The organism is Streptomyces sp. NPDC097619, assembly GCF_040302735.1.
Taxonomy (GTDB): Bacteria; Actinomycetota; Actinomycetes; order Streptomycetales; family Streptomycetaceae; genus Streptomyces.
In genome coordinates this window covers 18,384-38,854 of the sequence record NZ_JBEOSD010000019.1, presented here as the reverse complement: position 1 = coordinate 38,854, position 20,471 = coordinate 18,384, and the positions used below count along the sequence as shown (strand labels likewise).

14 protein-coding genes and 1 pseudogene are annotated in these 20,471 nt (G+C 70.7%); 6 read left to right on the top strand and 9 right to left on the bottom strand.

All coding sequences use genetic code 11. The features are described 5' to 3' along the window. The first annotated feature begins 265 nt into the window (after positions 1 to 265). Complete coding sequence (locus tag ABTZ17_RS08100; RefSeq protein WP_352194690.1) at positions 266 to 679, top strand: MerR family transcriptional regulator; 414 nt, start codon at positions 266 to 268, stop codon at positions 677 to 679. Positions 680 to 896: 217 nt separating this feature from the next. Here the strand turns inward: ABTZ17_RS08100 and ABTZ17_RS08095 are convergent, their stop codons facing one another. Then, positions 897 to 4,094, bottom strand: coding sequence for a DNRLRE domain-containing protein (locus ABTZ17_RS08095; protein WP_352194689.1), 3,198 nt, complete (start codon positions 4,092 to 4,094; stop codon positions 897 to 899). A 967-nt stretch (positions 4,095 to 5,061) separates the two neighbouring features. On the opposite strand from ABTZ17_RS08095, the gene ABTZ17_RS08090 reads away from it, so the two are divergent. Beyond that, a complete protein-coding gene (locus ABTZ17_RS08090; protein ID WP_352194688.1) occupies positions 5,062 to 6,597 on the top strand; it encodes an MFS transporter in 1,536 nt (511 codons plus the stop codon). A 197-nt stretch (positions 6,598 to 6,794) separates the two neighbouring features. Here ABTZ17_RS08090 and ABTZ17_RS08085 read toward each other — a convergent pair whose 3' ends face one another. From ABTZ17_RS08085 to ABTZ17_RS08065, 5 genes are all read right to left on the bottom strand, one after another. Continuing rightward, positions 6,795 to 7,271 carry a hypothetical protein gene (locus ABTZ17_RS08085; RefSeq protein WP_352194687.1) on the bottom strand — a complete coding sequence of 159 codons (477 nt, stop codon included), beginning with the start codon at positions 7,269 to 7,271 and terminating at the stop codon, positions 6,795 to 6,797. Positions 7,272 to 7,585: 314 nt separating this feature from the next. Continuing rightward, positions 7,586 to 8,326 (bottom strand): DUF4328 domain-containing protein, encoded by a 741-nt coding sequence (locus ABTZ17_RS08080; protein ID WP_352194686.1) that lies wholly within the window; start codon positions 8,324 to 8,326, stop codon positions 7,586 to 7,588. Between the two features lie 333 nt (positions 8,327 to 8,659). After that, positions 8,660 to 8,947, bottom strand: a complete 288-nt coding sequence (locus ABTZ17_RS08075; protein ID WP_352194685.1) for a hypothetical protein — start codon at positions 8,945 to 8,947, stop codon at positions 8,660 to 8,662. Between the two features lie 380 nt (positions 8,948 to 9,327). After that, positions 9,328 to 10,644 carry a chymotrypsin family serine protease gene (locus ABTZ17_RS08070; protein ID WP_352194684.1) on the bottom strand — a complete coding sequence of 439 codons (1,317 nt, stop codon included), beginning with the start codon at positions 10,642 to 10,644 and terminating at the stop codon, positions 9,328 to 9,330. A 369-nt stretch (positions 10,645 to 11,013) separates the two neighbouring features. Beyond that, positions 11,014 to 11,901, bottom strand: coding sequence for a LysR family transcriptional regulator (locus ABTZ17_RS08065; protein ID WP_352194683.1), 888 nt, complete (start codon positions 11,899 to 11,901; stop codon positions 11,014 to 11,016). A 264-nt stretch (positions 11,902 to 12,165) separates the two neighbouring features. Between ABTZ17_RS08065 and ABTZ17_RS08060 the strand changes: the two genes are divergently transcribed. From ABTZ17_RS08060 to ABTZ17_RS08050, 3 genes are all read left to right on the top strand, one after another. Then, complete coding sequence (locus ABTZ17_RS08060; RefSeq protein WP_352194682.1) at positions 12,166 to 13,989, top strand: FG-GAP-like repeat-containing protein; 1,824 nt, start codon at positions 12,166 to 12,168, stop codon at positions 13,987 to 13,989. Between the two features lie 196 nt (positions 13,990 to 14,185). Then, a complete protein-coding gene (locus ABTZ17_RS08055) occupies positions 14,186 to 14,782 on the top strand; it encodes an RICIN domain-containing protein (protein WP_352194681.1) in 597 nt (198 codons plus the stop codon). Between the two features lie 216 nt (positions 14,783 to 14,998). Continuing rightward, positions 14,999 to 17,260: a fibronectin type III domain-containing protein gene (locus ABTZ17_RS08050; RefSeq protein WP_352194680.1), complete on the top strand. Its 2,262-nt coding sequence runs from the start codon at positions 14,999 to 15,001 to the stop codon at positions 17,258 to 17,260. A gap of 141 nt (positions 17,261 to 17,401) precedes the next feature. On the opposite strand, the pseudogene ABTZ17_RS08045 reads toward ABTZ17_RS08050, so the two are convergent. Continuing rightward, positions 17,402 to 18,052: pseudogene (locus ABTZ17_RS08045) on the bottom strand (NADPH-dependent F420 reductase); the annotation flags it as partial. Positions 18,053 to 18,109: 57 nt separating this feature from the next. Beyond that, complete coding sequence (locus ABTZ17_RS08040) at positions 18,110 to 18,922, bottom strand: inositol monophosphatase family protein (RefSeq protein ID WP_352194678.1); 813 nt, start codon at positions 18,920 to 18,922, stop codon at positions 18,110 to 18,112. Between the two features lie 117 nt (positions 18,923 to 19,039). Here ABTZ17_RS08040 and ABTZ17_RS08035 point away from each other — a divergent pair, with 117 nt between their 5' ends. Continuing rightward, positions 19,040 to 19,981: a LysR family transcriptional regulator gene (locus ABTZ17_RS08035; protein ID WP_352194677.1), complete on the top strand. Its 942-nt coding sequence runs from the start codon at positions 19,040 to 19,042 to the stop codon at positions 19,979 to 19,981. Between the two features lie 18 nt (positions 19,982 to 19,999). On the opposite strand, the gene ABTZ17_RS08030 is transcribed toward ABTZ17_RS08035, so the two are convergent. Then, a complete protein-coding gene (locus tag ABTZ17_RS08030; protein ID WP_352194676.1) occupies positions 20,000 to 20,197 on the bottom strand; it encodes a serine protease inhibitor in 198 nt (65 codons plus the stop codon). Positions 20,198 to 20,471 lie beyond the last annotated feature (274 nt).

Genomic DNA, 20,471 nt, shown 5'->3' with positions numbered 1-20,471 from the left:
TGCGCGAGGGCGCGGTCCCACCTCACGTCCGGGGCGAAGCCTCACGGCGGGCAGGCGGCGGCGCCTGGCGTCATGGGCTCGCGCACGCGTTACTCCTGCAAGAATCGGATCTCCGCCGGGGGCACCATCGGCCCCGACACGGGAACAGCGGGGCAGCGGCACGCCACCCTCACCGCATCGACCCTACCCTAACGTTAGAGTAGAGATCGGCGGCGCCCAGCCGGGCCGTGACGCCGACGAGCAGCGGGGACGGAGGATCACGGGCGTGGACGCCAAGCACATGCAGATCGGCGAGGTCGCCGCGCGCACGGAACTGTCCCTGCGCACCATCCGGCACTACGAGGAGACCGGCCTCGTCATTCCGTCCGCCCGCTCCCAGGGCGGCTTCCGCCTCTACACCGAGAACGACGTCGCCCGGCTCATGGTGATCCGCCGCATGAAGCCCCTCGGCTTCACCCTGGACCAGATGCGCGACCTGCTGGAAGCCACCGACCGGCTCGACACCGACGAAGCGCTTCCCACCGACGAGCGTGAGGCACTGCTGGACCGGGTCCGCACCTACCAGCAGGCCGCCGCCGAACAGGTCGACAAGCTCCGCGTCCAGCTCGCGCGTGCCGAAGACTTCGAGGGCGCCCTCCGCAGGCGCCTGCCGTCACCCACCCCCTCCAGCGGCCTCTGACGGTCGGCCCGCGGAAGGCCCGTCCGCTCAGGTCGCTTCGCCGCCGGTAGGGGCTCCCGGCGCTTCGGACGGCTGCCGTGGGCCTCGTCCACTGACCTCGCCCCGGGTCGTGAGGATCACGGCCCGGGGCGAAATCGTTCGCTTCGACGAATGATGGTTCTCTGCTCGACCGAAAGAGGATCTCCACCCTAGGAAACGGGTGGCGACGGCCTACGGCCTAGAGGTTGCTCTTGACGAGTTTTCCGGACTTGATGATCCACAGCCCGCCGTTCCTCTGGGCCGCCCGGCAAGCGTCTCGAACCTTCGTGTTGGCATTGGCCTGGTTCGTCTTGCTCCTGCCGATGCCGCGACCGATCGAATTGTTTCGCATGTCCATGTCCTTGTCCTTGCCGGACGAATCCGACTCATGGCGCGTAGCGAACTCATACGTGTCGTCGGTGCTCAGGCGCAGCTCCATGCGGGCGTTCCAGTAGCAGTGGCGGAAGGCGTCTCCGGTTCCCTGGAACAGGCTGCGGTCCGGATACCAGGAAATGGCCTGGTCGCGGGCGACAGTGGCGGAACTCTTCACCCAGGTGCAGTCGATGGGGTTCCACAGGCAGAAGCGAAGCTCCGCAGGGGTCATGAACACGGAGGTGTAGTGGGGGTCCAGGAGGACCGGGTACGAGAGCACCTGTCCGGGAGCGGGGTTCAGCGCCACCGTGACCTCGTCGCCGACCAGGCGGAGAGTGACCGGAACGGCCTGGCCCTTCGCATCCCGCGCGACAGGTGCGGTGATGGACGTGACGTCACCCGCGGTGCCGATCACGAGGACGCCGTTGTCTCCCGTTTCGACGGCGCTCTGCCCCGAGCCGAGCTGCAGCTTGTAGGAGTAGCTGGTCGGAGCGTTGGCACTGCGCAGAAGGTGGAACGTCTCGACGGAGCTCACCGAGGTGCGGATCGCGAGCGTGTCCGCGTCGGTCTGAGTGTTGGGGTAGACCACGAGGCCCGCGTCGCTCAGCTGTGCCGGAGCCGGATTCCCCGCCGGCATGTCGATCACGGTCTGGGAATCACCGTTGATACCGGTTCCGACGATCGTCGCGTCGGCATTTCCGGGAAGCTCCACCACGGGAGTATTGAGGGCGGACTCCTCCGTCTCCACGACCTCAGGGTCGACTTCCTCCACGTAACCTGCCGGAGCGTCGTCGACTTCGGGATATTCCTCGCCAGCCGGGGGTTCCACGTATTCGGGATCCTCCTCAGGGTGCAGGATCCGAGAGAAGTGCGTCTCGGCCAGCTCGGCGATGAAGGAGGTGTCGAGGTTCCCGGTGAGGGAACCCACGTAGAAGGTGTGATCCGCAGATTCCGACCATGTTCCGGCCGCGTTCCTGACACGTACGGAGAGAACGTGGACACCCCGCGTGGACGGCGTGAGCGTGACCGTTCCCTTGCCGGCCGCGAGCGCGACGGACTCCTGCGCGCCGCCGTCCAGGGAGTACTCGGCGGCCACGGCCTTGCCCGAGCTGTCGACCACGGCGAATGTCCCTGCCTGGCCGGGGCCTCCGTGCCACAGCCCGTCGGCGGGGAACACGGTGGAGGACACGGACGGCGCGGCAGGCGTCGAGGTGTCGACGGTCAGCGTGCTCCACGCACTCCAGATGCCGGTCCAGTCGGTCCCGTCGTAGGCGGACATCCGCCACTTGTACGTGCCGGGGGCGAGGGCGGTGGAGGTCCAGGAGCCGGTGGCGCCGGGGCCGATGAAGGACGAGTCACCGCCTGCCACCTTGGTGGTACCCGCCTGGTTCCAGACCTCGAAGCGCAGCCTGACGGTGTTCCCGTCGGCGTCCGACGCCTTGCCCTGCAGGGTGAGGGTGGTGTCCGCGGTCGCCGACCCGTTCGCCGGTGCCACCGCCGTGGCAACGCCGGGCTTCGTGTTGTACGTCACGGAAACGTAGGGCGTGTTGGTTGCCGCGTTGCCGGAGTTGAACTTCTTCCACGAGTTCGGGTCGGACTCGTTGGTGGCCCTGATGCCCATGGCGTTCACCGCGTTGCCGTTGGCGGCCCATGCGACGGCGAGGTTCTTGATGTCCTGGGAGACCCAGCCGTCCGCGCACGCGGACGAATAGCCCTTCGTCGCGGTGGTGGACGCCCACTTGTCGGTGAATCCGGGCTGGTTGGTCCAACGGGTGGCCGTCGAGGCGTGCGGGGTGTCCCAGACCTCCCAGCCGCTGGGCGTGCAGGACAGCCCGTGGTAGTTCCAAAGCTTCAGGTTCGCGCTGAGGATCGTCTTGCCACTGATCGAGCCCATGGGGAAGTGCAGGAACGACCGGGCGAGCTGGCTGCCTCCGTCATGGCCGAGCCGGAGTTCGGTCGAAGAGGACTGGTCCGTCGTGTAGCCCTGCTGGACGAACGTGTCGAAGCTTGCCCCGATGTTCACCGACGGGTCGACCGTCACCGGGAACTTCGTCTTCGGATCGGCCAGGAACGCCGCGTCCGGAGTGAGCGTCAGGTCGATCGCGTCGCCGATCTGCGTCACCTTGATACCGACGTTCGCGCGTCGGGTGTGAACCCCGGACTTCTTGTCGAAGGTCGCGTCCCACATCACCGGCGCCGGCAACACGCCGACCTGCTTGCCCGACTTGGTGTCCAGGAAGGTCACCGATCGGTCCGCGTTGTGCCTGGCCTTGACGCCCTTGGCGTCGAGAGTCAGCGTGACGGAACCGTTCGCGTCCACCGCACTGCGGTCCTTGAGCTCCAGGAACTGCTCGAAGCCGGTCCGTGTCGTCTCGATGAGGAGGTCGGTTGCGGTGAGCACGTTCGTGTACCGGGCGATCGTCCCCGAAATCGCCGGCTTCGGCAGGACACCACGCCACGAAAGGCCCAGCGAGCGGCCCGCCCCGGCGTCCAGCGCCACCAGTGGAACGGGCGCGGTCCTGGCCTCTCCGGCCTCTCCCGAGGCCATCACGCGGGCCGCGAGCTCGGGTGGAGTGGCACCACCGAGTTTGAGCCCGAGGGGATGGCTCTTCGCGGCGACGGACCCGTCGCGTCCCTTGACCAGGGTGATGTCGATGTCCCGCCAGGCGCCCGAGGCCTTGTCGCGGAAACGCAGTGGCCCCGACGCGGAGTCCGTCGTGAGCGTGCCGTCCGGATTCGCCCAGGTCGTCGTGGACTCCGTCCGCTCCGACAGCGCCTCCACACGCCTACCCGACAGACGGGCGGCCAGCGTCGCCGCACGCACGTCGGCGGCCTCGGACCGAGCCGGCCGGTCGTTGACCAGAGCGGGCTGCGACGGCAGAGCGACGGCCTGGTCCACCACTCCGAGCAGGACCGCGGCCTCGACGGTCAGCAGCGCAGCCGTTGCGAGAGCAGCCGTCTTCGTACAACGGCCGGTCAACCAGCCACGTCCTGCCGATGTTCTCGGCGATATGTGTTCGGACATGCCTTGAACTACTCCCCCTCGATGAAGATCGCCCACACGATCAGCGCAAGATCGCGTCGAGCCTGGATTGATGCACTGTGGTGGGGTTCGTTCGAACCCTGCCCGGCCCCCCGGCGCCGGCGAGCGGGAGCAGGGCCATGCCCGCTACCCCCCACCCGGACCGTTCACCCCTCCGGGACCAGGCCACCGGATCGCGACGGCCGGTGGCCCCGGGCAGTCCCCGACGCCACCCCGGTGAAATGGCGATGCTCATCCTGGCCCGCCGGCGACGACACCCCAAAGGCCGGGCGCGCCACAGACAGGGCTGCAGGTGCCACCGCGGCGGCCCGCCCGACCGGCAGGAATGCCCGGACGAAGCTCGTGTTCCGGGCGAGCGACGAGGGCTTTCCCACGGGCGGGATCGGGGTGCTCGATGCCCCCGACGCGACGGGCGGATCTCGGGTCAAGGGCTTCGTCGACACCCCCGGGGTCGTGGTTCAGGCGCATGTGGTGAGCCGTGTGAGCGCGGTGTCGTACCGAGCCCGCTGGTGCGGGTCCGGCGATGAACCCAGCAGCGCGGTGAGCGCCCGTATCGCGCCGTCGTGGTAGCCGGCGGACTCCGCTTCGCGTGCCGCGGAGTCGAGTGGGGCGATGCCTTCGGCCGTGCTCCCGAGCCCGAGCAGCGCCTCGCCCTTGAAGATGAGCAGCAGGCCGTGCGGGATGTCGGTGGTGTCGGGGCGGTAGTCGAGGTTCAGGGCGTGGGTCGCGGTGGCCAGGGCCTGCCGCCAGTGGCCGACCCTCGACCCGCCGGGGGGCGGAAGGCGGTGACCTCCCGGCCTCCCGGCCTCCCGGCCTCACGCTCCCCCTCGGTGCGCGGGTGCGGTGGCGCATCACGCCCGGGGGGTTTGTGATCGACAGCAGCGGGCGGCAGACCGGCCCCGCGCCGTCCCCGACCCGTGGGGCGGATTCGAGGAAGGCAGGTGACACGATGCCCGGTGCGCGGACCTCGGCCGAGGAGAGCCCGGCCGGACACGACGCGGAACGTCGGCGGTGGGCGGTACTCGGTATCGTCGCGCTCGCCCAGCTGATGGTCGTCCTGGACGCGACGATCGTGAACATCGCCCTGCCCTCCGCCCAGGAGGACCTCGGTTTCACCGACGGCAACCGCCAGTGGGTCGTCACCGCCTACTCCCTGGCCTTCGGCTCGCTGCTGCTGCTCGGCGGCCGCATCTCGGACCTGGTCGGCCGCAAGCGCACCTTCCTCATCGGCCTCGTCGGCTTCGCCGCCGCCTCGGCTCTCGGCGGCGCTTCCGTCGGCTTCCCCATGCTGGTCGGCGCCCGCGCCCTCCAAGGCGCGTGCGGGGCGCTCCTCGCGCCCTCCGCCCTGTCCCTGCTCACCACGACGTTCACCCGGCCGGCCGAGCGGGCGAAAGCGTTCGGGATCTACGGCGCGGTGGCCGGCGCGGGCGGCGCGGTCGGCCTCCTCCTCGGCGGCCTCCTCACCGAGTACCTCGACTGGCGCTGGTGCCTGTACGTCAACCTGTTCTTCGCCGCGATCGCCTTCACCGCGGGAAGCCGGGTCCTCGACGCGGGCGCCCCGGCGCAGCGGCCCAAGCTGGACGTGCCCGGGACGTTGCTGGTGTGCGCCGGCCTGTTCGGAATCGTCTACGGCTTCTCCAACGCCGAACAGCACGGCTGGGCCGCGCCGGCGACGTGGGGATGTCTTCTGGGCGGCGTCGTCCTCCTGGCCGTCTTCGCCTGGTGGCAGACCCGCACGCCGCACCCGCTGCTGCCGCCGCGCGTGGTCAGGGACCGCAACCGCGGAGCCTCCTACCTGGCGGTGCTGATCGCCGGCGCCGGCATGTTCGGCGTGTTCCTGTTCCTCACCTACTACCTGCAGCAGTCCCTGGGCTACTCCCCGGTGAAGACGGGCCTGGCGTTCCTGCCGATGGTCGCGATGATGGTGGCCACCTCGATGACCGCCCAGAACATCCTCGTCCCGCGCTTCGGACCCCGCCCGATCGTGCCGCTCGGCATGGGGCTCGCGGCGGCCGCGATGGCCTGGCTGACCGCCCTCGACCTGACCAGCACCTACGCCGCGCACGTCCTGCCGCCGCTCCTGGTCAGCGGCGTCGGCCTCGGACTGGTCATGGCCCCCGCGATCGCCGTCGCCACCGCGGGAGTGCGCAGCACGGAGGCGGGCGTGGCCTCAGCGATGGTGAACACCAGCCAGCAGATCGGCGGCTCGATCGGCACCTCCGTCCTCAACACCCTGGCCACCAGCGCCACCACCACCTACCTCCACGGGAAACAGCCGAACGAGTCCACCGTGGCCCAGGCCCAGCTGCACGGATACGACACCGCCTACTGGTGGTCGGTCGCGTTCTTCGCCGCCGGCCTGCTGATCACCGTGATCCTCTACCGCAGCGGACCGCCCACCGGCGGGGTCGCGTCCACCGCGGCCGACCCCGCCGGCCGGCAGGAGGCGACCACCGATGCCTCCCCGGACGGCCCGAAGCACTGAAGCCACGGCACGCTCGCTGGGGGGGGGCGAGGGTGTCGCGAATCGGGGAACGCGCTTCGACAAGAGAGACAAGACGACTTCTTCGAGCTGCCCCTGCGTGGGGCCGGGGGCATCGACCTGCAGATGGACACGGCTCTTCCGGAGGCAGGGGCGGACGGCCGGGTCGGTGCCGAGGAACCCGCAGAGGTCGACGCAGGTCAGGGCAGCATTCGGCGGGCAGAGGTCCAGGCCGAGAGCTGATCGCGGTTGCGTCCAGGCGTCAGGTGGCCGAGCAGGGTCTCCAGATGGGCCGTCAGGTTCTTGTGCCGGCGAAGCAGGCGGATCTGCTCGATGGCCAGGTCGCGCCATCTGCCGGCGAGAGAGGCAGCCTGGGCGGGCGTGATCGTCAGTGCGCCAAGCGTGTCGGCCGCCAGCGCGTCGAGGCTCCAGTCGGGGTTCGTGTCGTCCGGGCCCAGCCGGTCGATCACCCACATCCGGAACATGAAGTCCTGCTGGGCCACCCGCTCCAGGTGTCCATCGTCGTCGGTGTGCATGAGCCGATTCGCGAGCAACGACAGCTTCGCCCACTGGCGTCGGACTTCTTGTGGGTCAGCTGAGTCATAGGCATGGCCCTGCGCCACGACGCGTGCGATCTCAAGCTCCCGACCATGGGCATTCCGGATGAACGTCTGCAACCTGCCGAGTGTCCACGTACTCGGATCGCCCCCGCACTCTTCCCGATCTGCGCTGCGGCTCACGTTCTTCGCTCCTCGTCACAGACATACCGAGGCTGATACCCGCCTCATCTATCCGCCCCCTTCAGATCGGCCCCTCCCGGTGCATCGCCGCCACCGAGGCCGTCTCCACCGAACCTTACCTACGAACTCCTGCGCCAGTCCCGGGAGCGCTTCGGCGGAATGATGGTGGTCCTGAGGAGACCCGTACGAGTAGTCACAGGTCCACAGGGTGAGCACAGCACCGTTGGCGCCGCTCTGATTCTCTTGCGGAGTCAGGCACTTGCCGGTTGCGTCGTTGTGTTCTCCAGGGCGGCGGCTGCGCGGCGCTGGAGCGCGGTGAGCCGGCGGACGAACACGGCAGCGGCGACGGCCGCGGCGATGTCGAGCAGATCGGAGCCGGCGGACGTGAGGAGAATGGTGCGGTAGGTGTCCAGGTCGTCCGTGTCCCAAGCCATCTGGCCCACGAAGCGACCCATCAGGCACGTTCCCACCCACAAGACCCACCAGACGCCGATGCCCAGGTACGGGTATGCCGGGCCTGCCGGGGATTCCGTCCCGTTCCTCGGCCGGAGGGTGCTGGCCCGCCAGATGTCCGTGGCGACCCCGTACGGCATCCACAGGTTGGCGATCGGGACGAACCACACTCCGAGTGCCCACCCTCGGCTCCTCTCCAGACCCTCCTGGCCGAAGCACTCGGCGTTCAGGCGTACCCGTCGGAACCACAGGAGGAAGGCCACAACGGAGCAGAAGAACACCAGCGCGTAGAAGTTGAAGGAGACGGTCTGGAGGTGATCGACCGTCTCGAGCCGCTGCTCGGCGTCGGGATCCCACTCCCGGTCCGGTGCGGTCAGCTGGTATACGGCGAGGGTGGAACCGAGGGAAGCCACGTCTGCCAGGACGACGACTCCGAGGAACGCGGTCGCGACGTACGAGAGGGTGTTGGGCGAGCGCAGCTCGGGGCGCGGCGGCGCCGGCTTGACCGGCAGGCCGACGTCGGCGGGCTTCAGAAACATGACGAGATACCCCCAGAACATCACAGTGAGAAAGGCCCGCAGGTCACCGCAGGCCCTCGGGGACTTTACGTCATCCTTATGCGAGGGCTCCGGGGATTTTCCGAGCTTGTGGAGCGTGGGCGCTTCAGAGAGTCGGCCGCGGGTCAGCAGGCCGAAGCGGCGCCGGATTCCCCGGGCCCCTGGGCCCCAGGTCCGTGGGCCCTGCGCGAACCCTCGGCCCGGCCACGGCCATGGAGCGTGGTTGCCGCAGTCCGACGGGAGCGAGGTGTGTTCCCGTCGGCCCGTTCGGCATGGGGTGGGCGGAAGTGGGCCGGGCCGGGCCCGTCGGTCAGGTCAGGTCTGAGGGACCTCGGCGGCTCCGCCCACGGCGACCGCGGCCAGGACGCGGGCGTGGAGGTCGGCCAGGCCCGTGGCGGGGAAGGGGGTGGGGCTGCCGGTGAGGGTGTACCACTCCTCCGCGCCGGTGTACTGCACCCGCACCCGGGCGTGGCCGTCGTCGGTGGCTTCGGTGCGGACGGTCACATCGCCGGTGATGACGCCTTCCTCTTCGGTCATCACGCCGCCCGGGCCCGCCTGGAGGTCGGTGGTGAGGGCTTCGGCGTCGGGGTTCGGGGCACTCATGAGGTGCGCGCCTTCATCATGGCGGTCAGCTTCGTCCTCTCCGTGGCGGTGGCGGTGACGTTGACACCTGGCGGGACTTCACGTTCGTCCGGGCCGTCGCGTGCGTGTACCGGAGGCCGGTCGCCGGGCCAGGACCGGGTACGCCGTCCAGGTCCCCGCATGACCTGCCGAGGCAATGTTCATCATTCACTCCCCTTCTCCCCCGGCGCGTCCGCCACGCCCCGTATCCGCCTGTCCGGACCCACCCGCGGCCACCTCCGTGGTGGTGGGAACGCGGGCACGCGGGCCCGTGTGGGCGACCCGGGGAGGGCCGCCCACGTGGGGCCGCACGCGGGTTCGGCGCGGTCGGTGCCGTCTTCGCCCCCGCGGACGCGTGGGTGTCAGTCGGTGACCAAGGTCAGTTCGAAGTCGGCGAGCACGCGTCGGATCGCGACGTAGCCGACCTCGCCGAAGCACCGCGTGCTCGGGTTCCGCGTTTCGCCGGGGACGCAGACCACGGGTCCTCCGATGCCGGCGCTGATGATGCCGCGGGCCGCCATCCTGGGGCCGTACGTGCCGTCGGCGGTGGTGACCACGGGTCCGCCGCTGTCGCCCAAGGCGTGGCTGACGTTCGACATGTCCGTGCGCGCGGCCTTGATGACGGGGCTGACGAACTGGCCGTTGTCGAGGTGTACGTAGGAGTTGTCGGCGTAGATCCTGAGGTTGCAGTGGACGCCGGACATGGCGCCCGAGGTGCAGACGTAGTCGCCGTTGTTGTTGTAGTCGGCGCGGACGATCGACTTGGAGTCGCTCGTCGTCCACGGACCGTCGTAGTAGCGACCGGCGACGGTACCGCTGGTGGTGCCGACGTCGATGACGGTGGTGTCCCGGTCGAGTTTCGCGGCCCCCACTCCCCCGACGATCTCCCCCGTGGGGTCGGTGAATCCGCCCCAGTCGCCACAGTGCGCCGCGGTCAGGAGGCCCGGGCGGCCCGTCTTCAGACGGACGGCGAAGGCGGTGCTGCACCCCATGGGCTTGACCGACGAGATGATGGCGGCGCCGCCCCACCAGGGCGAGGTGTCGTTCTGGCGGCCGGTCGCCTGAGGGCGGGGCTCCGTGCTCACGGACACGGACACCCCGGTCACCTGCTCGGCGGAGGTCTCGAGGGCTGCCGAGGTGGCCCGGGTCCGCTGTGTCGAGAGGCCCTGTTCGGGTTCGTAGGCGAGGGGGAGCCCGGAGCCGTCGGGCGCGACGGTCAGCGTGTGCCAGTCCGCGTCACCGGCGAGCACGCGCCGTCCCGCTTTGGTCGCCGTGACGATCTTCTCGCGCCCCGCGACGACCTCGGCGGCCGAGTGACGAGCCGGGAGGAACTCGACCCTCGTCCCCGCGGGGGCGCTCGCGGCGACGGAGCGCACCTTCCGCGGTACGACGCCCTTCCAGTAGAGCCTGAGCACTCCGTCGTCCGGATCCACGACGAGCCCGGCGAAGCCGGGGAGCTCGTGCCGGCGGTCCTCGGCCTTGTTCAGGGTGATGCGGTTCGCCAGCTCGTCCAGAACGTGCTGGCGCTTGAGTACGGCTGCGTCGGGGCCGGCCGCACGGACCTGGGCCTTCGGCGCCGTGTCGGCGGGTCGGGGCTCGGCCGCGGCGGTGAACGACACGGACACGGCCGTGGCCAGCACGAGTGCGACCAGGGCGGAACGGGTTCCTCTTCGGTTCATGGCCATCCTTACGCTGGGGCTTGGAATGACACGTCGTCGGCTGGGCGATGCGCCGACGGCTATGCCGAGCGCATCTCGCACAGGATGAACCGCGGCTTTCGCGTCAGCCCGCGTCCGCCCGAAGGTGACCGGTTCACATCCCGAACTCGACCGCCCAGGGGCTGCCCGCGCAGCTGCCCCCGGAGCGGCCGCGAGGTCGAGAATCCCCACACGTCACGAAGCGGGCGTCCGCTCCGGGCCCGCCCCTCCGGCACGGCGACGGGCCGGCGGCCCGGATCCCCGATCAGGAGCCGCGCGAGAATGTGGCGGTCGGCCGCCTCGACCCGTAGCGCCTGGGGAGCGCCGCGGGCGGGGTGTCCGGGTGGGGGCTCAGAAGTGGTGGGGGCCGAGGTCGTCGACGGTGGCGGCCAGGGCGCGGACGAGGTCGTTCTCGGCTTCGGTGCGCCAGACCAGGGCGAAGGCCATGGGCGGGAGGTCGGGGACGGGGAGCCAGTGGAGGTGGGGCATGTTCCAGTAGCGGGTGACGTGACCGGGGAAGCTCTGGATGATCTCGCCCATGCCGACCATGCCGATCAGGTCGTCGGCGGTGGTCGCGACGGAGACGCGCTCGATGGTGCGGCCCTTCGGGGTGTGGAAGGGCAGGTAGCTGTCCTCCCAGTAGTCCGGCAGGTCGGGGGCCGTGGCGTGCGGGAAGTCCGCGAACAGCTCCACCGGGACGGAGTCCCGGCCCGCCAGCGGGTGGTCGCCGGCCACCGCCAGGACCCGGGAATCGACGCACAAGGTGGGCCCGACGGTGAAGTCGGGCTCGTTGACCGGCAGCCAGACCACCAGCACGTCCGCGGTACCGGAACGGAGCGGGCCGAACACGTCGGTGAGGGGCGCCTGACGGACCTGGAGTCCCCACTGCGGATGGCGGGCCCGGAACGCCTTCCAGTAGGGGTGCAGGTCACCCACGTTGAACGGCATCATGTTGATCCGCAGCTTCGCGCTGATCCCGCGCGCCGCGAGCCGGGCCCGTTCCATGGAGGCCTGCAGGCCCGCGTAGACGGGTCGGAGGTCCTCGCGGAGCTGCCGGCCGACGTCGGTCAGTTGCACGGTCCGGCTGGTGCGGGTGAACAGTTCGGCGCCGATGCGCCGTTCCTGCTGCTTGATGGCCTGACTGACCCGGGGCCGTGAGACGTGCAGCCGCTCCGCGGTCCGGCCGAAGTGCAGTTCCTCGGCCAGCACCAGGAAGATCTCGATGTCACGCAGTTCCACAGGCCCCGGCCCTCGGTCGAAAACCCAGCGGTCGACGAACCGCATGGAAGTCCGATGTGATCATACGTGCGATTCCCGGGACCTCGGGTCTCCGTCGGCGGTAGCCGTTCCGCGACGGTAACCCCGTGGTTAACGGAGCCGAGGGAGATCCGTCTTGATCGCTTCGGTGGTCGCGTCCAGAGTGGTGGTCGCCGCCGGGGACCCGCCGGTGGGAACGGCCTCGGGGGCCCCACCGGCCCGGAACACGAAGAAGGATCTTCAGAAATGCGCCTACGTGCGTTCTCCGTCGCGCTGTTCGCGACGCTGCTGCTGGGCGGTGCCCTCGTCGCGCCGGCCTCGGCGGACGAGCCGTCGCCGAAGTCGGCACCCGTCCTCCGCTTCCTCGACTACAACATCTGCGGCAGCAACGACGAGCCGGAAGCCGACACGCCCTGCGGCCCCGACAGGGACGGCGTGAAGTCCCGGGTCGACGTCCTCAAGGGGCTGGTGGCGGACTGGGACGCGGACATGGTGTTCCTCCAGGAGGTCTGCCGGTCCCAGTACGACGAGCTGATGAAGGTGCTCGGACCCCAGGGGTACGGCGGCAGTTTCGCCGTCATGATCACTCCTCAGCAGGACCCGGACCCCTCCGCCGATCTGTGCAAGGCGCAGGGCGAGCGGCCGTATGACGTGGAAGGCGTGTTCGGCAACGCCGTGATCGCCAAGGGGCCCGTGACCGAGTTGCCCGCCATCGAACTGAACGTGGGCGGGGAGAGTCCGAACCAGACCTGGCGGTCGGCATGTCTCGAGGCGCCGCTCCAGGGCCGCAGGACCCGCGCGTGCTCCGTGCACCTGAACTCGTTCTCGATCGCCATCCAGACGGCGCAGGCCACCAAGTTGGCCGGAGCTGTCGGGCCGTGGATCGACGCTGACGTACCCGTCGTCCTCGGTGGCGACTTCAACGCGCAGCACAAGGTCAACGGAGTGGTCGACCACAGCCGCACCCCTCAGGCGGCATCGCTCGACGCCTTCTACGGCCATTCCGGAGGCTCGGGCCGGTTCATCGAGGCGGACGAGACCGACGCGGCCCACTTCAGCCCCGAGTGCCGCGCTCAGACCCCCGCCCCGCTCCGCTGCCGCTCGGGGGAGTACACGGTCCTCAAGCCGAAGGTGCCCGTCGAGTCCAAGTACGACAGCGTCTTCCTCAGCGAGAAGCACTTCAAGAACGTCGTCGGCGACGCGCTGCCCCGCAAGGCCATGTCGGACCACTATCCCTACCGCGCCGCCGCGACGTGGTCGTACTGCCAGAACGAGCCCGACGGCAAGGCCGACCTGCTGCGCCGCAGCGCGGACGGCAGCCTCTACCGGCACTTCGGCGGCCACTCGATCATGAAGCTCCACGCCCTCTCCTGCAAGGTCGGGGCCGCTTGGAACGCCGACTGGAACGCGATGCGCCGGATCGCGCGTGCGGGCGACGTCGACGGTGACGGCTCCGACGACCTCTACACGATCGACACCACGGGAAGCCTCCGCCTCCACCCGGGCCACTACGGGAGCGAGACGTTCTTCCGTTGGCCGCGCACCCTCACGGCGGCCGGAGCCTGGACCGGCACCGTGAACATGATGACGGTGAGCCCCGACATGAACGGCGACGGGCGCCGCGACCTGGTGGTCCGAACCTCGAACGGGCTGCTGACGCGGCTCCCCGTCCTGGCCGACGGGGACATCGGTCCGGGTGTCCCCCTGCCCGCCCCCGCCGGCGGCGGGGCCTGGTCGGACTACAACAAGATCGTGGCCGCCGGTGACCTCACCGGGAACGGCACGCCCGACTTCCTGGCCCGCACGCCCGCCGGCGAGCTCTACCTGTACGAGACCGCCCCCGGCGACACCTTCACCCCGCGCGTCCGGATCGGCTGGAGCTGGAACCAGTACGACGACTTCATCGCCCCCGGCGACGTGGACGGCGACGGCAAGACCGACGTGCTGGCCCGCCACACCAACGGCGACATGTGGTTCTACGGGGGCCTGGGGTCCCTGAACGGCACCGTCCTGTTCGCCGACAGGATGAAGAGCGGCTACGGCTACCCCGCGGGAGAGACCCTGTTCTGATCGCTTTCCGATCCGTTTCCGATCCCTTTCCGGAGGGCGCCGAGGCCCGGGAGTCGGGTTGGCACGGTGGGCCCTCGTGGTGGCGTCCGCGGCCCTCGGTGACCCGCTGCCGGAACTCCTAGTGTCGTCAGCGTTCCCGGGGGGGCGCGAAGCGTTCTCGCCGAGCCACCGCATCACGAATCAGGAGACCTTGCCCATGAGGACGACCTTGGCGCTGACCGCCGCCACCATCGGAATGATCGGCACGCTCGCCACCGCACCCGGCGCCGCGGCCGCGGAAGGGGGCCCGGCCGCCCCCGCGCCCGTCGCGACGGCCGACCTCGCGCCCCGTCTCGAAGCATCCCGGAACGCCCTGTCGGACGCGGTCGGTGCCGGTGCCACGGGCGCGAGCGCCAGCTACATGGTCTTCGCCAACGGCGCGTCCCGAACCTGTATGGACGACAGCCCCGCGCACGGACTCCGGATGCACGAGTGCAGCGTCGTGAGCATGGACACCGGCTACCAGAGGTTCTCGATCACCGTCTCGGACGGCTACTACCGCTTCCGGAACGTGTACACGAAGGAGTGTCTGGACGGCAGCGCCAACCACGGCGTGCGCACCCACGCGTGCAGCGACGCCAGTTTCGACAACGGCTACCAGAAGTGGGCGGTCCACAACGTGGGCAACGGTTGGGTGAGCTGGAAGAACATGGCCACTCGGGAGTGCATCGACTACAGCGCCAACAACGGTCTGCGTCTGCATCCCTGCAGCGACCAGTCCTTCGTCAACGGCTATCAGGCGTGGGCCTACTGAGGGGAGCACGGGTGCGGTGACGGCCCGGCCGGCGGGGGCGGGGCCGTCGTGGATCCGGCGTCGAACACCGCCGAACACCGTCACGCGCGGCAGCCGAGAAGTGATCGACATGATTCCGCACAATTCTCCTTCCGCGGGCGATCTTGCCGGTGTCATGATCGACGCGGCGTCCGCGCCGCATGTCCGCTTATCGAGCGAAAGTGTGACCGTCAGCAGATGCGCATATCCCTCGGCACGAGACGCCGCACGGCCGGTGTGGCCGTGTTCTCCCTGGCCACCGCCCTGACCGGATTCGCCTTCCCCGCCTCCGCGCAGGCGGCCGTGACCTGCAAGGCGGGTGTGTGGAAGGCCCAGTACTACGCCAACACCACCTACGCCGGCACTCCCGCGGCCACCGTCTGCGATACCGCCATCGCCGAGGACTACGGCCTGAAGGACCCCGCCGGTGTGACCCTGCCGAAGGACGACTTCGGCGTCCGCTGGAGCACGACCCGGGACTTCGGCTCCGGCGGGCCCTTCGACCTGAGCGTCGCCGTCCAGGACGGCGCCCGGGTCTACCTCGACGGCAAGCGCAAGATCAACCTGTGGCGGGACGTCAGCTCCACGCAGAAGCAGACCGTCCGCCTGACCGTCCCGCGCGGAGTGCACACCCTGCGCGTGGACTTCGCCGCCTTCAAGGGCACCGCGAACGTCTCCTTCGGCTACAAGCCCGTCACCGACGCCCGGGTCGACAAGACCGCTCCCCTGGCCCCGACCGGCCTGAAGGCCACCTACGCGGCGACCACCGCCAAGGCGAGCCTCACGTGGTCCCGGAACCAGGAGATGGACCTGGCCGGCCACCACGTCGAGCGGCGCACCGGCGGCACCGGTGCCTGGAGCCGGCTCACCACCGCCCCGCTCACCGGCACCGCCTTCACCGACGCGCCCCCGGCGACCGGCGCCACGTACGAGTACTCCCTGCGCGCCGTCGACCGCGCCGGCAACCTGTCCCCGCGCTCCGCCACGGCGAGCGTCGTGAGCGCCGACAAGACGGCCCCCGGCGCTCCGACCGGACTCGCGGCCGCGTACGACGCGTTCGGCGCCCACCTGTCCTGGTCCGCGGTGAGCGGGGCGAGCTCCTACGAGGTGCAGCGGGCCCTCGCGGCCCAGGGGCCGTTCACGAACGTCGGCCCGCGCACCGGGAGCACCGCCCTCACCGACCCGAGCGCCGTCGCGGGCACGATCTATCACTACCGCGTGCGGGCCCTGGACAGTGCCTCCAACGCCTCGCCGTACTCGGCTCCCGTGCAGCTCGTGGCCGATGTGAAGCCCCTGCCGCCCACGAACGTCTCCGCGTCCGGGCGCCTGGACCGCAACACCGTGGGCTGGAAGTACGAGGGGGGCGCGTCCCACCGGTTCCACGTGTACTCCGCCGCCGCTGCCGGTGGCCCCTGGACCCGGCTGACGGAGACGCCGGTCGCCGGGACCTTCCACGACGACTTCACCGCGCCCGTCGGCGAGGTGCGCCACTACCGGGTCACGACGGTCACGGCGCTCGGCACGGAGTCGGGCCCGTCGGCGACGGCCACGGCCACCCGGACCCGCGACACCACCCCGCCGCGTATGCCGTACGGCCTGGACGCGTGGGACGGCACCGACGGCGTGCACCTCGCCTGGACCGCCAACACCGATGACACCGACCACTACCTCGTCATGCGCAAGGCGATGTTCGGCGGGTGGGAGCAGATCGCCGTGGTGCGGGGCGTCGCCCACCTCGACGCCGCCGTCCCGGCCGACGTGCGGTTCGGCTACACCGTGCGCGCCGTCGACGCGGCCGGCAACGTCTCCCCGCTGCCCGAGCCCGGCTACGGCACCGTCTACGGCAAGCGCCTGCCGGTCCACCCGCAGCCGGCGGCACCCGCCTCGCTGACGGCGACCGTCGAGAACGGCAACGTCACCCTGGAGTGGGCGGCGAGCACGTCGAGCGACGTGTCCGGCTACTACGTGTACCGCACGAGCGTCGCGGACCCCTCGGGGGCCTACTCAGTGTCCCCGCTCGTCACCGGGACGACGTTCACGAACGAGAACGTGCCCGCGGGCCGGACGTGGTACTACGTGGTCCGCGCCGTCAGTACGAAGGCCCAGTGGTCCGGCTACTCCCCGATGGCCGAGGCCACCGTGCCCTGCCCGGTCCTGAACACGCCCCCGACCCCGAGGATCACCGGCGGCGGCAGGGGCGCGGACTCAGTCCGGATCGACTGGGAGGTGGGCGCCTGCGACCAGGGCGTCACCGCCTCGTACAACGTGTACCGGTCCACGTCGGCCGCGGACGTGTTCACCCCCGAGCGCCGCATCGCGTCCGGCGTCACGGAACCGACGTACACGGATCTCGGTCTGGCCCGGGCCTCCTACTACTACGTGATCACCGCCGTGGCCGCCGACGGCACCGAATCGGCGCCACAGGCCCGGCCGTTCGAGATCTCGCTGATGGCCCCCTGACGCCCGGTCCACCGATCCCGCGCCCGACACGCGCCACCCGTCCGGCCCCTGCCGTCCCGAAGCCTTCGCGCTCCGGGACGGCAGGGGCCTTTCGCACGAGGAGACCGGCGGCTCCACGACGACAGGGCCTCCGGCCGGGGTTCAGCGGGCGAGGGAGACGGCGAAGGGTGCGAAGCCGTGTCGGCGCAGGACGTGGGGCACGACCAGGATCATGGCCTCGGTGGCGCGGGCCGTGGTGATGTCTCCCAGGTCCTCGATCCACGCGGGTTGCCAGCCCAGGTCACCGAGCAGACCTGCGACGGCCTTCTTCGCCCGCTCGTCGTCGCCCGACAGGTAGGCGGTGGGTGGGGTGCCCAGGGTCTCGGGAGCGGTCATGACCGTGAAGAGCATGGTGTTGAGGGTCTTGACCACCGCGGTCTCGGGAAGGGCGGCCTGGAGCAGTTCGGCGAGGCTGCCACCGGGGTGGCACAGCTCGCCGGGGAGGCCGTCCGCGGCCTCGCGGGTGGCGTTGGAGACGTCGATGAGGATCTTGCCCGCGAGTTCGGTGCGCAGGCCGGTCAGGCGGTCCAGCGCGCTGTCGCCGGGCGTCGCGTTGATCACGACGTCCGCGGTGCGGGCGGTGGTGCGCTGGTCGGCGAAGGCGAGGCGGGGGCCCGTGTCCTCCGTGGCGGTCAGGGTGTCGTCCTTCGGGTCCCTGCGGCCGAGGGTGACGTGGTGTCCGGCTTCGGAGAGCTTGCGGGCGAGGGCGAGGCCGACGCGGCCGGCGCCCAGGATGCCGATGTTCGTCATGTGCGGGTGCTCCTTGCTGGGGTGACGGGAGGTGCGGGGAGGGCGGGCGGTGACGTCCGGTCAGGCGATCGGCGCGAGGACCTCGAGGGCGGCGGCGTGGAGGCCGGGGGCCGCGGCCAGGAAGTCGCGGCTGCCCGCGTTCCAGGGCGCGCCCGTCAGATCGGTGACGGTGCCTCCGGCCTCGGAGACCAGGAGGGCGCCGGCGACCAGCCCGGAGCGGACGTCGGAGAACTGCCAGAACGCGTCCGTGCATCCGGCGGCGACGTGGACGAGTTGCAGCGTGGCGGGCACGGACACGCGCACGACCAGGCCATTGACGAGCATGGCGGTGACGGAGTCACCGATCCGTCGGAAGGTCCGCTCGTCCTCGCCGGGCCTCGCCTGACCGGTGCCGGTGAGCGCGGCGGCGAGGTCGGTCTTGGCGGACGCCTTCAGGGGCCGGCCGTCGAGGTGGGCTCCGCCGCCGGCCACGGCGGTGTAGGTGGCGCCGGTCAGCGGCAGGTGGACGACGGTGAGCACCGGCCGGTTGTCGCGGACCAGGGTGGCGGTGACGGCCCAGTCGTCCATGCCGTGGACGTGGTTGATGTTGCCCTCGGCCGGGTCGACGACCCACCACTCCCCGGGCGGGAGGGCACCGCCGGCCAGTTCGTCCTCGGCCCACCGCGACCCCGGCCGGGAACGGAGCAACGGTTCCCGCAGCACCTCCAGTACCGCGTCGTCGTTGGCGTGGATCTCGCCGACGATCCCGTCCGTGCTCACGCCGCGGGCGTGCGGGGTGTGGCGGTCGCGCAGGACCGCGCCGGCGGCCCGCACCGCAGCGGTGACGTCGGACAGGAGCGTGGTGCCGGCGGCGAAGGGCATGGCTGTGCTCATGGTGGGCTCCTCGGGATCGGGGGAAGCGGGGCGGCTGCGTCGTCCCCGCGCACTTCGAAACTAGGCGGCCCGACCATTGACGACAAGTGCATGCTTTTCACTTGTAGAGTTACTCGGATGCAATTGGATCTGAACCTGCTCACCGCCTTGGACGCCCTGCTGGAGGAGGGCAGCGTCGCCGGCGCGGCGGCCCGGCTGCACGTGACGGCGCCGGCGATGAGCCGCTCCCTGGGGCGCATCCGCAAGGTCACGGGCGATGAGATCCTGGTCCGCACCGGCCGGAGCATGGTCCCCACTCCCCGCGCGCTGGCCATGCGCGCCCAGGTCCACACCCTCGTGCAGCAGGCCCACCGCGTCCTGTCCGCTCAGCAGGAGCTCGACTTGGCGGCGCTGGACCGGGTGTTCACGGTGCGCTGGCACGACGCGCTCACCGCGGCCTGCGGGACCGCCTTGACCACGGCCGTCCACCAGCGGGCTCCCGGGGTCCGCCTGCGGCTGGCGGCCGAGCCCGGTGCGGACGACGCCGAGCTCCGCCGGGGTGAGGTGGATCTGGAATCGGGCACAGGCCCTTCGGTGTTCTCCGACGTCCGCCACCGTCTGGTGGGCAGCGATCGGCTGGTCGTCGCCGTCCGACCGGGCCACCCGCTCGCCGCGGGCACGCTGGGCCCGGAACGCTACGCGGCCGCCGAGCACGTCACCGTCTCGCGGCGCGGAAGCCTGCGCGATCCGCTCGACGACGCCCTGACCACCCACGGCCTCGCACGGCGCGTCGTCGCCGCGGGCCCCACGGCGGCCTTCGCCCTGCGGCTCGTCCTCGACACCGACCTGGTCGTGACGGTCCCCGACGCCGTCACCCGCGCCGAGCGGGACCGGCTGGGTCTGGTCGCCCTGCCGCCCCCGCTCCCCCTGCCCGAGGTTCCCCTGTACCTGCTGTGGCACCAGCGCCACGACAACGACCTCGCCCACGCCTGGCTCCGCGACCTCGCCGCCGAAACCGTCGGGAGGCTCTTCGCGCCGACGGCCGCCCCTCCCATCCCGTCCGACCCGACCGAGGGGTGAGGGGGCACTCGGGCACGGTCAGCCCACGCGGGGAGGGCGGGTCACCTTGCGGTCCGGGGACACGAAGACCCGCACACGGTCCTGGCGGAAGTCCGCCGTCACCATGTCACCGTCGCGGACCACGACGATGTCGACGCCCGGGCGGTCCCGCCCGATCTGCTCGACCGCGTCCTCGGAGGATCGGCTCACCAGCTCCGGCCACTCTTCCTTGTTCAACGTCGTCATTCCTTTCGTCGTGGTGCACCCGGTCAGCGAGGGCACCGCTGGTGCTCCTGCCCACGGGCGACCGACGGAAGCGTCCGGGAAAACGGGGCGCTCCGCCGTGTTCGAAGAAGGCCGAACGGGGCAGGTGAGGTGAGGGCCTCGAAAGGATCACCGCACTGCCGGTGTGGGCACCCCCGGTCGTGTCGCAGAGCGCGGTTAAGCTGCCGCGCAGCGGGCGGGGAAGGCCGGATCTCGGCGGCGGAATTCAGGCCGTTGCCACGGTCGG

What these genes read in the sequence shown, in the direction of transcription:
- ABTZ17_RS08060 (WP_352194682.1), top strand. Translation starts at nt 12,166, where the DNA reads ATGCGCCTACGTGCGTTCTCCGTCGCGCTGTTCGCGACGCTGCTGCTG.
- ABTZ17_RS08090 (WP_352194688.1), top strand. Translation starts at nt 5,062, where the DNA reads ATGCCCGGTGCGCGGACCTCGGCCGAGGAGAGCCCGGCCGGACACGAC.
- ABTZ17_RS08050 (WP_352194680.1), top strand. Translation starts at nt 14,999, where the DNA reads ATGCGCATATCCCTCGGCACGAGACGCCGCACGGCCGGTGTGGCCGTG.
- ABTZ17_RS08035 (WP_352194677.1), top strand. Translation starts at nt 19,040, where the DNA reads ATGCAATTGGATCTGAACCTGCTCACCGCCTTGGACGCCCTGCTGGAG.
- ABTZ17_RS08095 (WP_352194689.1), bottom strand. Translation starts at nt 4,094, where the DNA reads ATGTCCGAACACATATCGCCGAGAACATCGGCAGGACGTGGCTGGTTG.
- ABTZ17_RS08040 (WP_352194678.1), bottom strand. Translation starts at nt 18,922, where the DNA reads ATGAGCACAGCCATGCCCTTCGCCGCCGGCACCACGCTCCTGTCCGAC.
- ABTZ17_RS08075 (WP_352194685.1), bottom strand. Translation starts at nt 8,947, where the DNA reads ATGAGTGCCCCGAACCCCGACGCCGAAGCCCTCACCACCGACCTCCAG.
- ABTZ17_RS08080 (WP_352194686.1), bottom strand. Translation starts at nt 8,326, where the DNA reads ATGTTTCTGAAGCCCGCCGACGTCGGCCTGCCGGTCAAGCCGGCGCCG.
- ABTZ17_RS08055 (WP_352194681.1), top strand. Translation starts at nt 14,186, where the DNA reads ATGAGGACGACCTTGGCGCTGACCGCCGCCACCATCGGAATGATCGGC.
- ABTZ17_RS08070 (WP_352194684.1), bottom strand. Translation starts at nt 10,644, where the DNA reads ATGAACCGAAGAGGAACCCGTTCCGCCCTGGTCGCACTCGTGCTGGCC.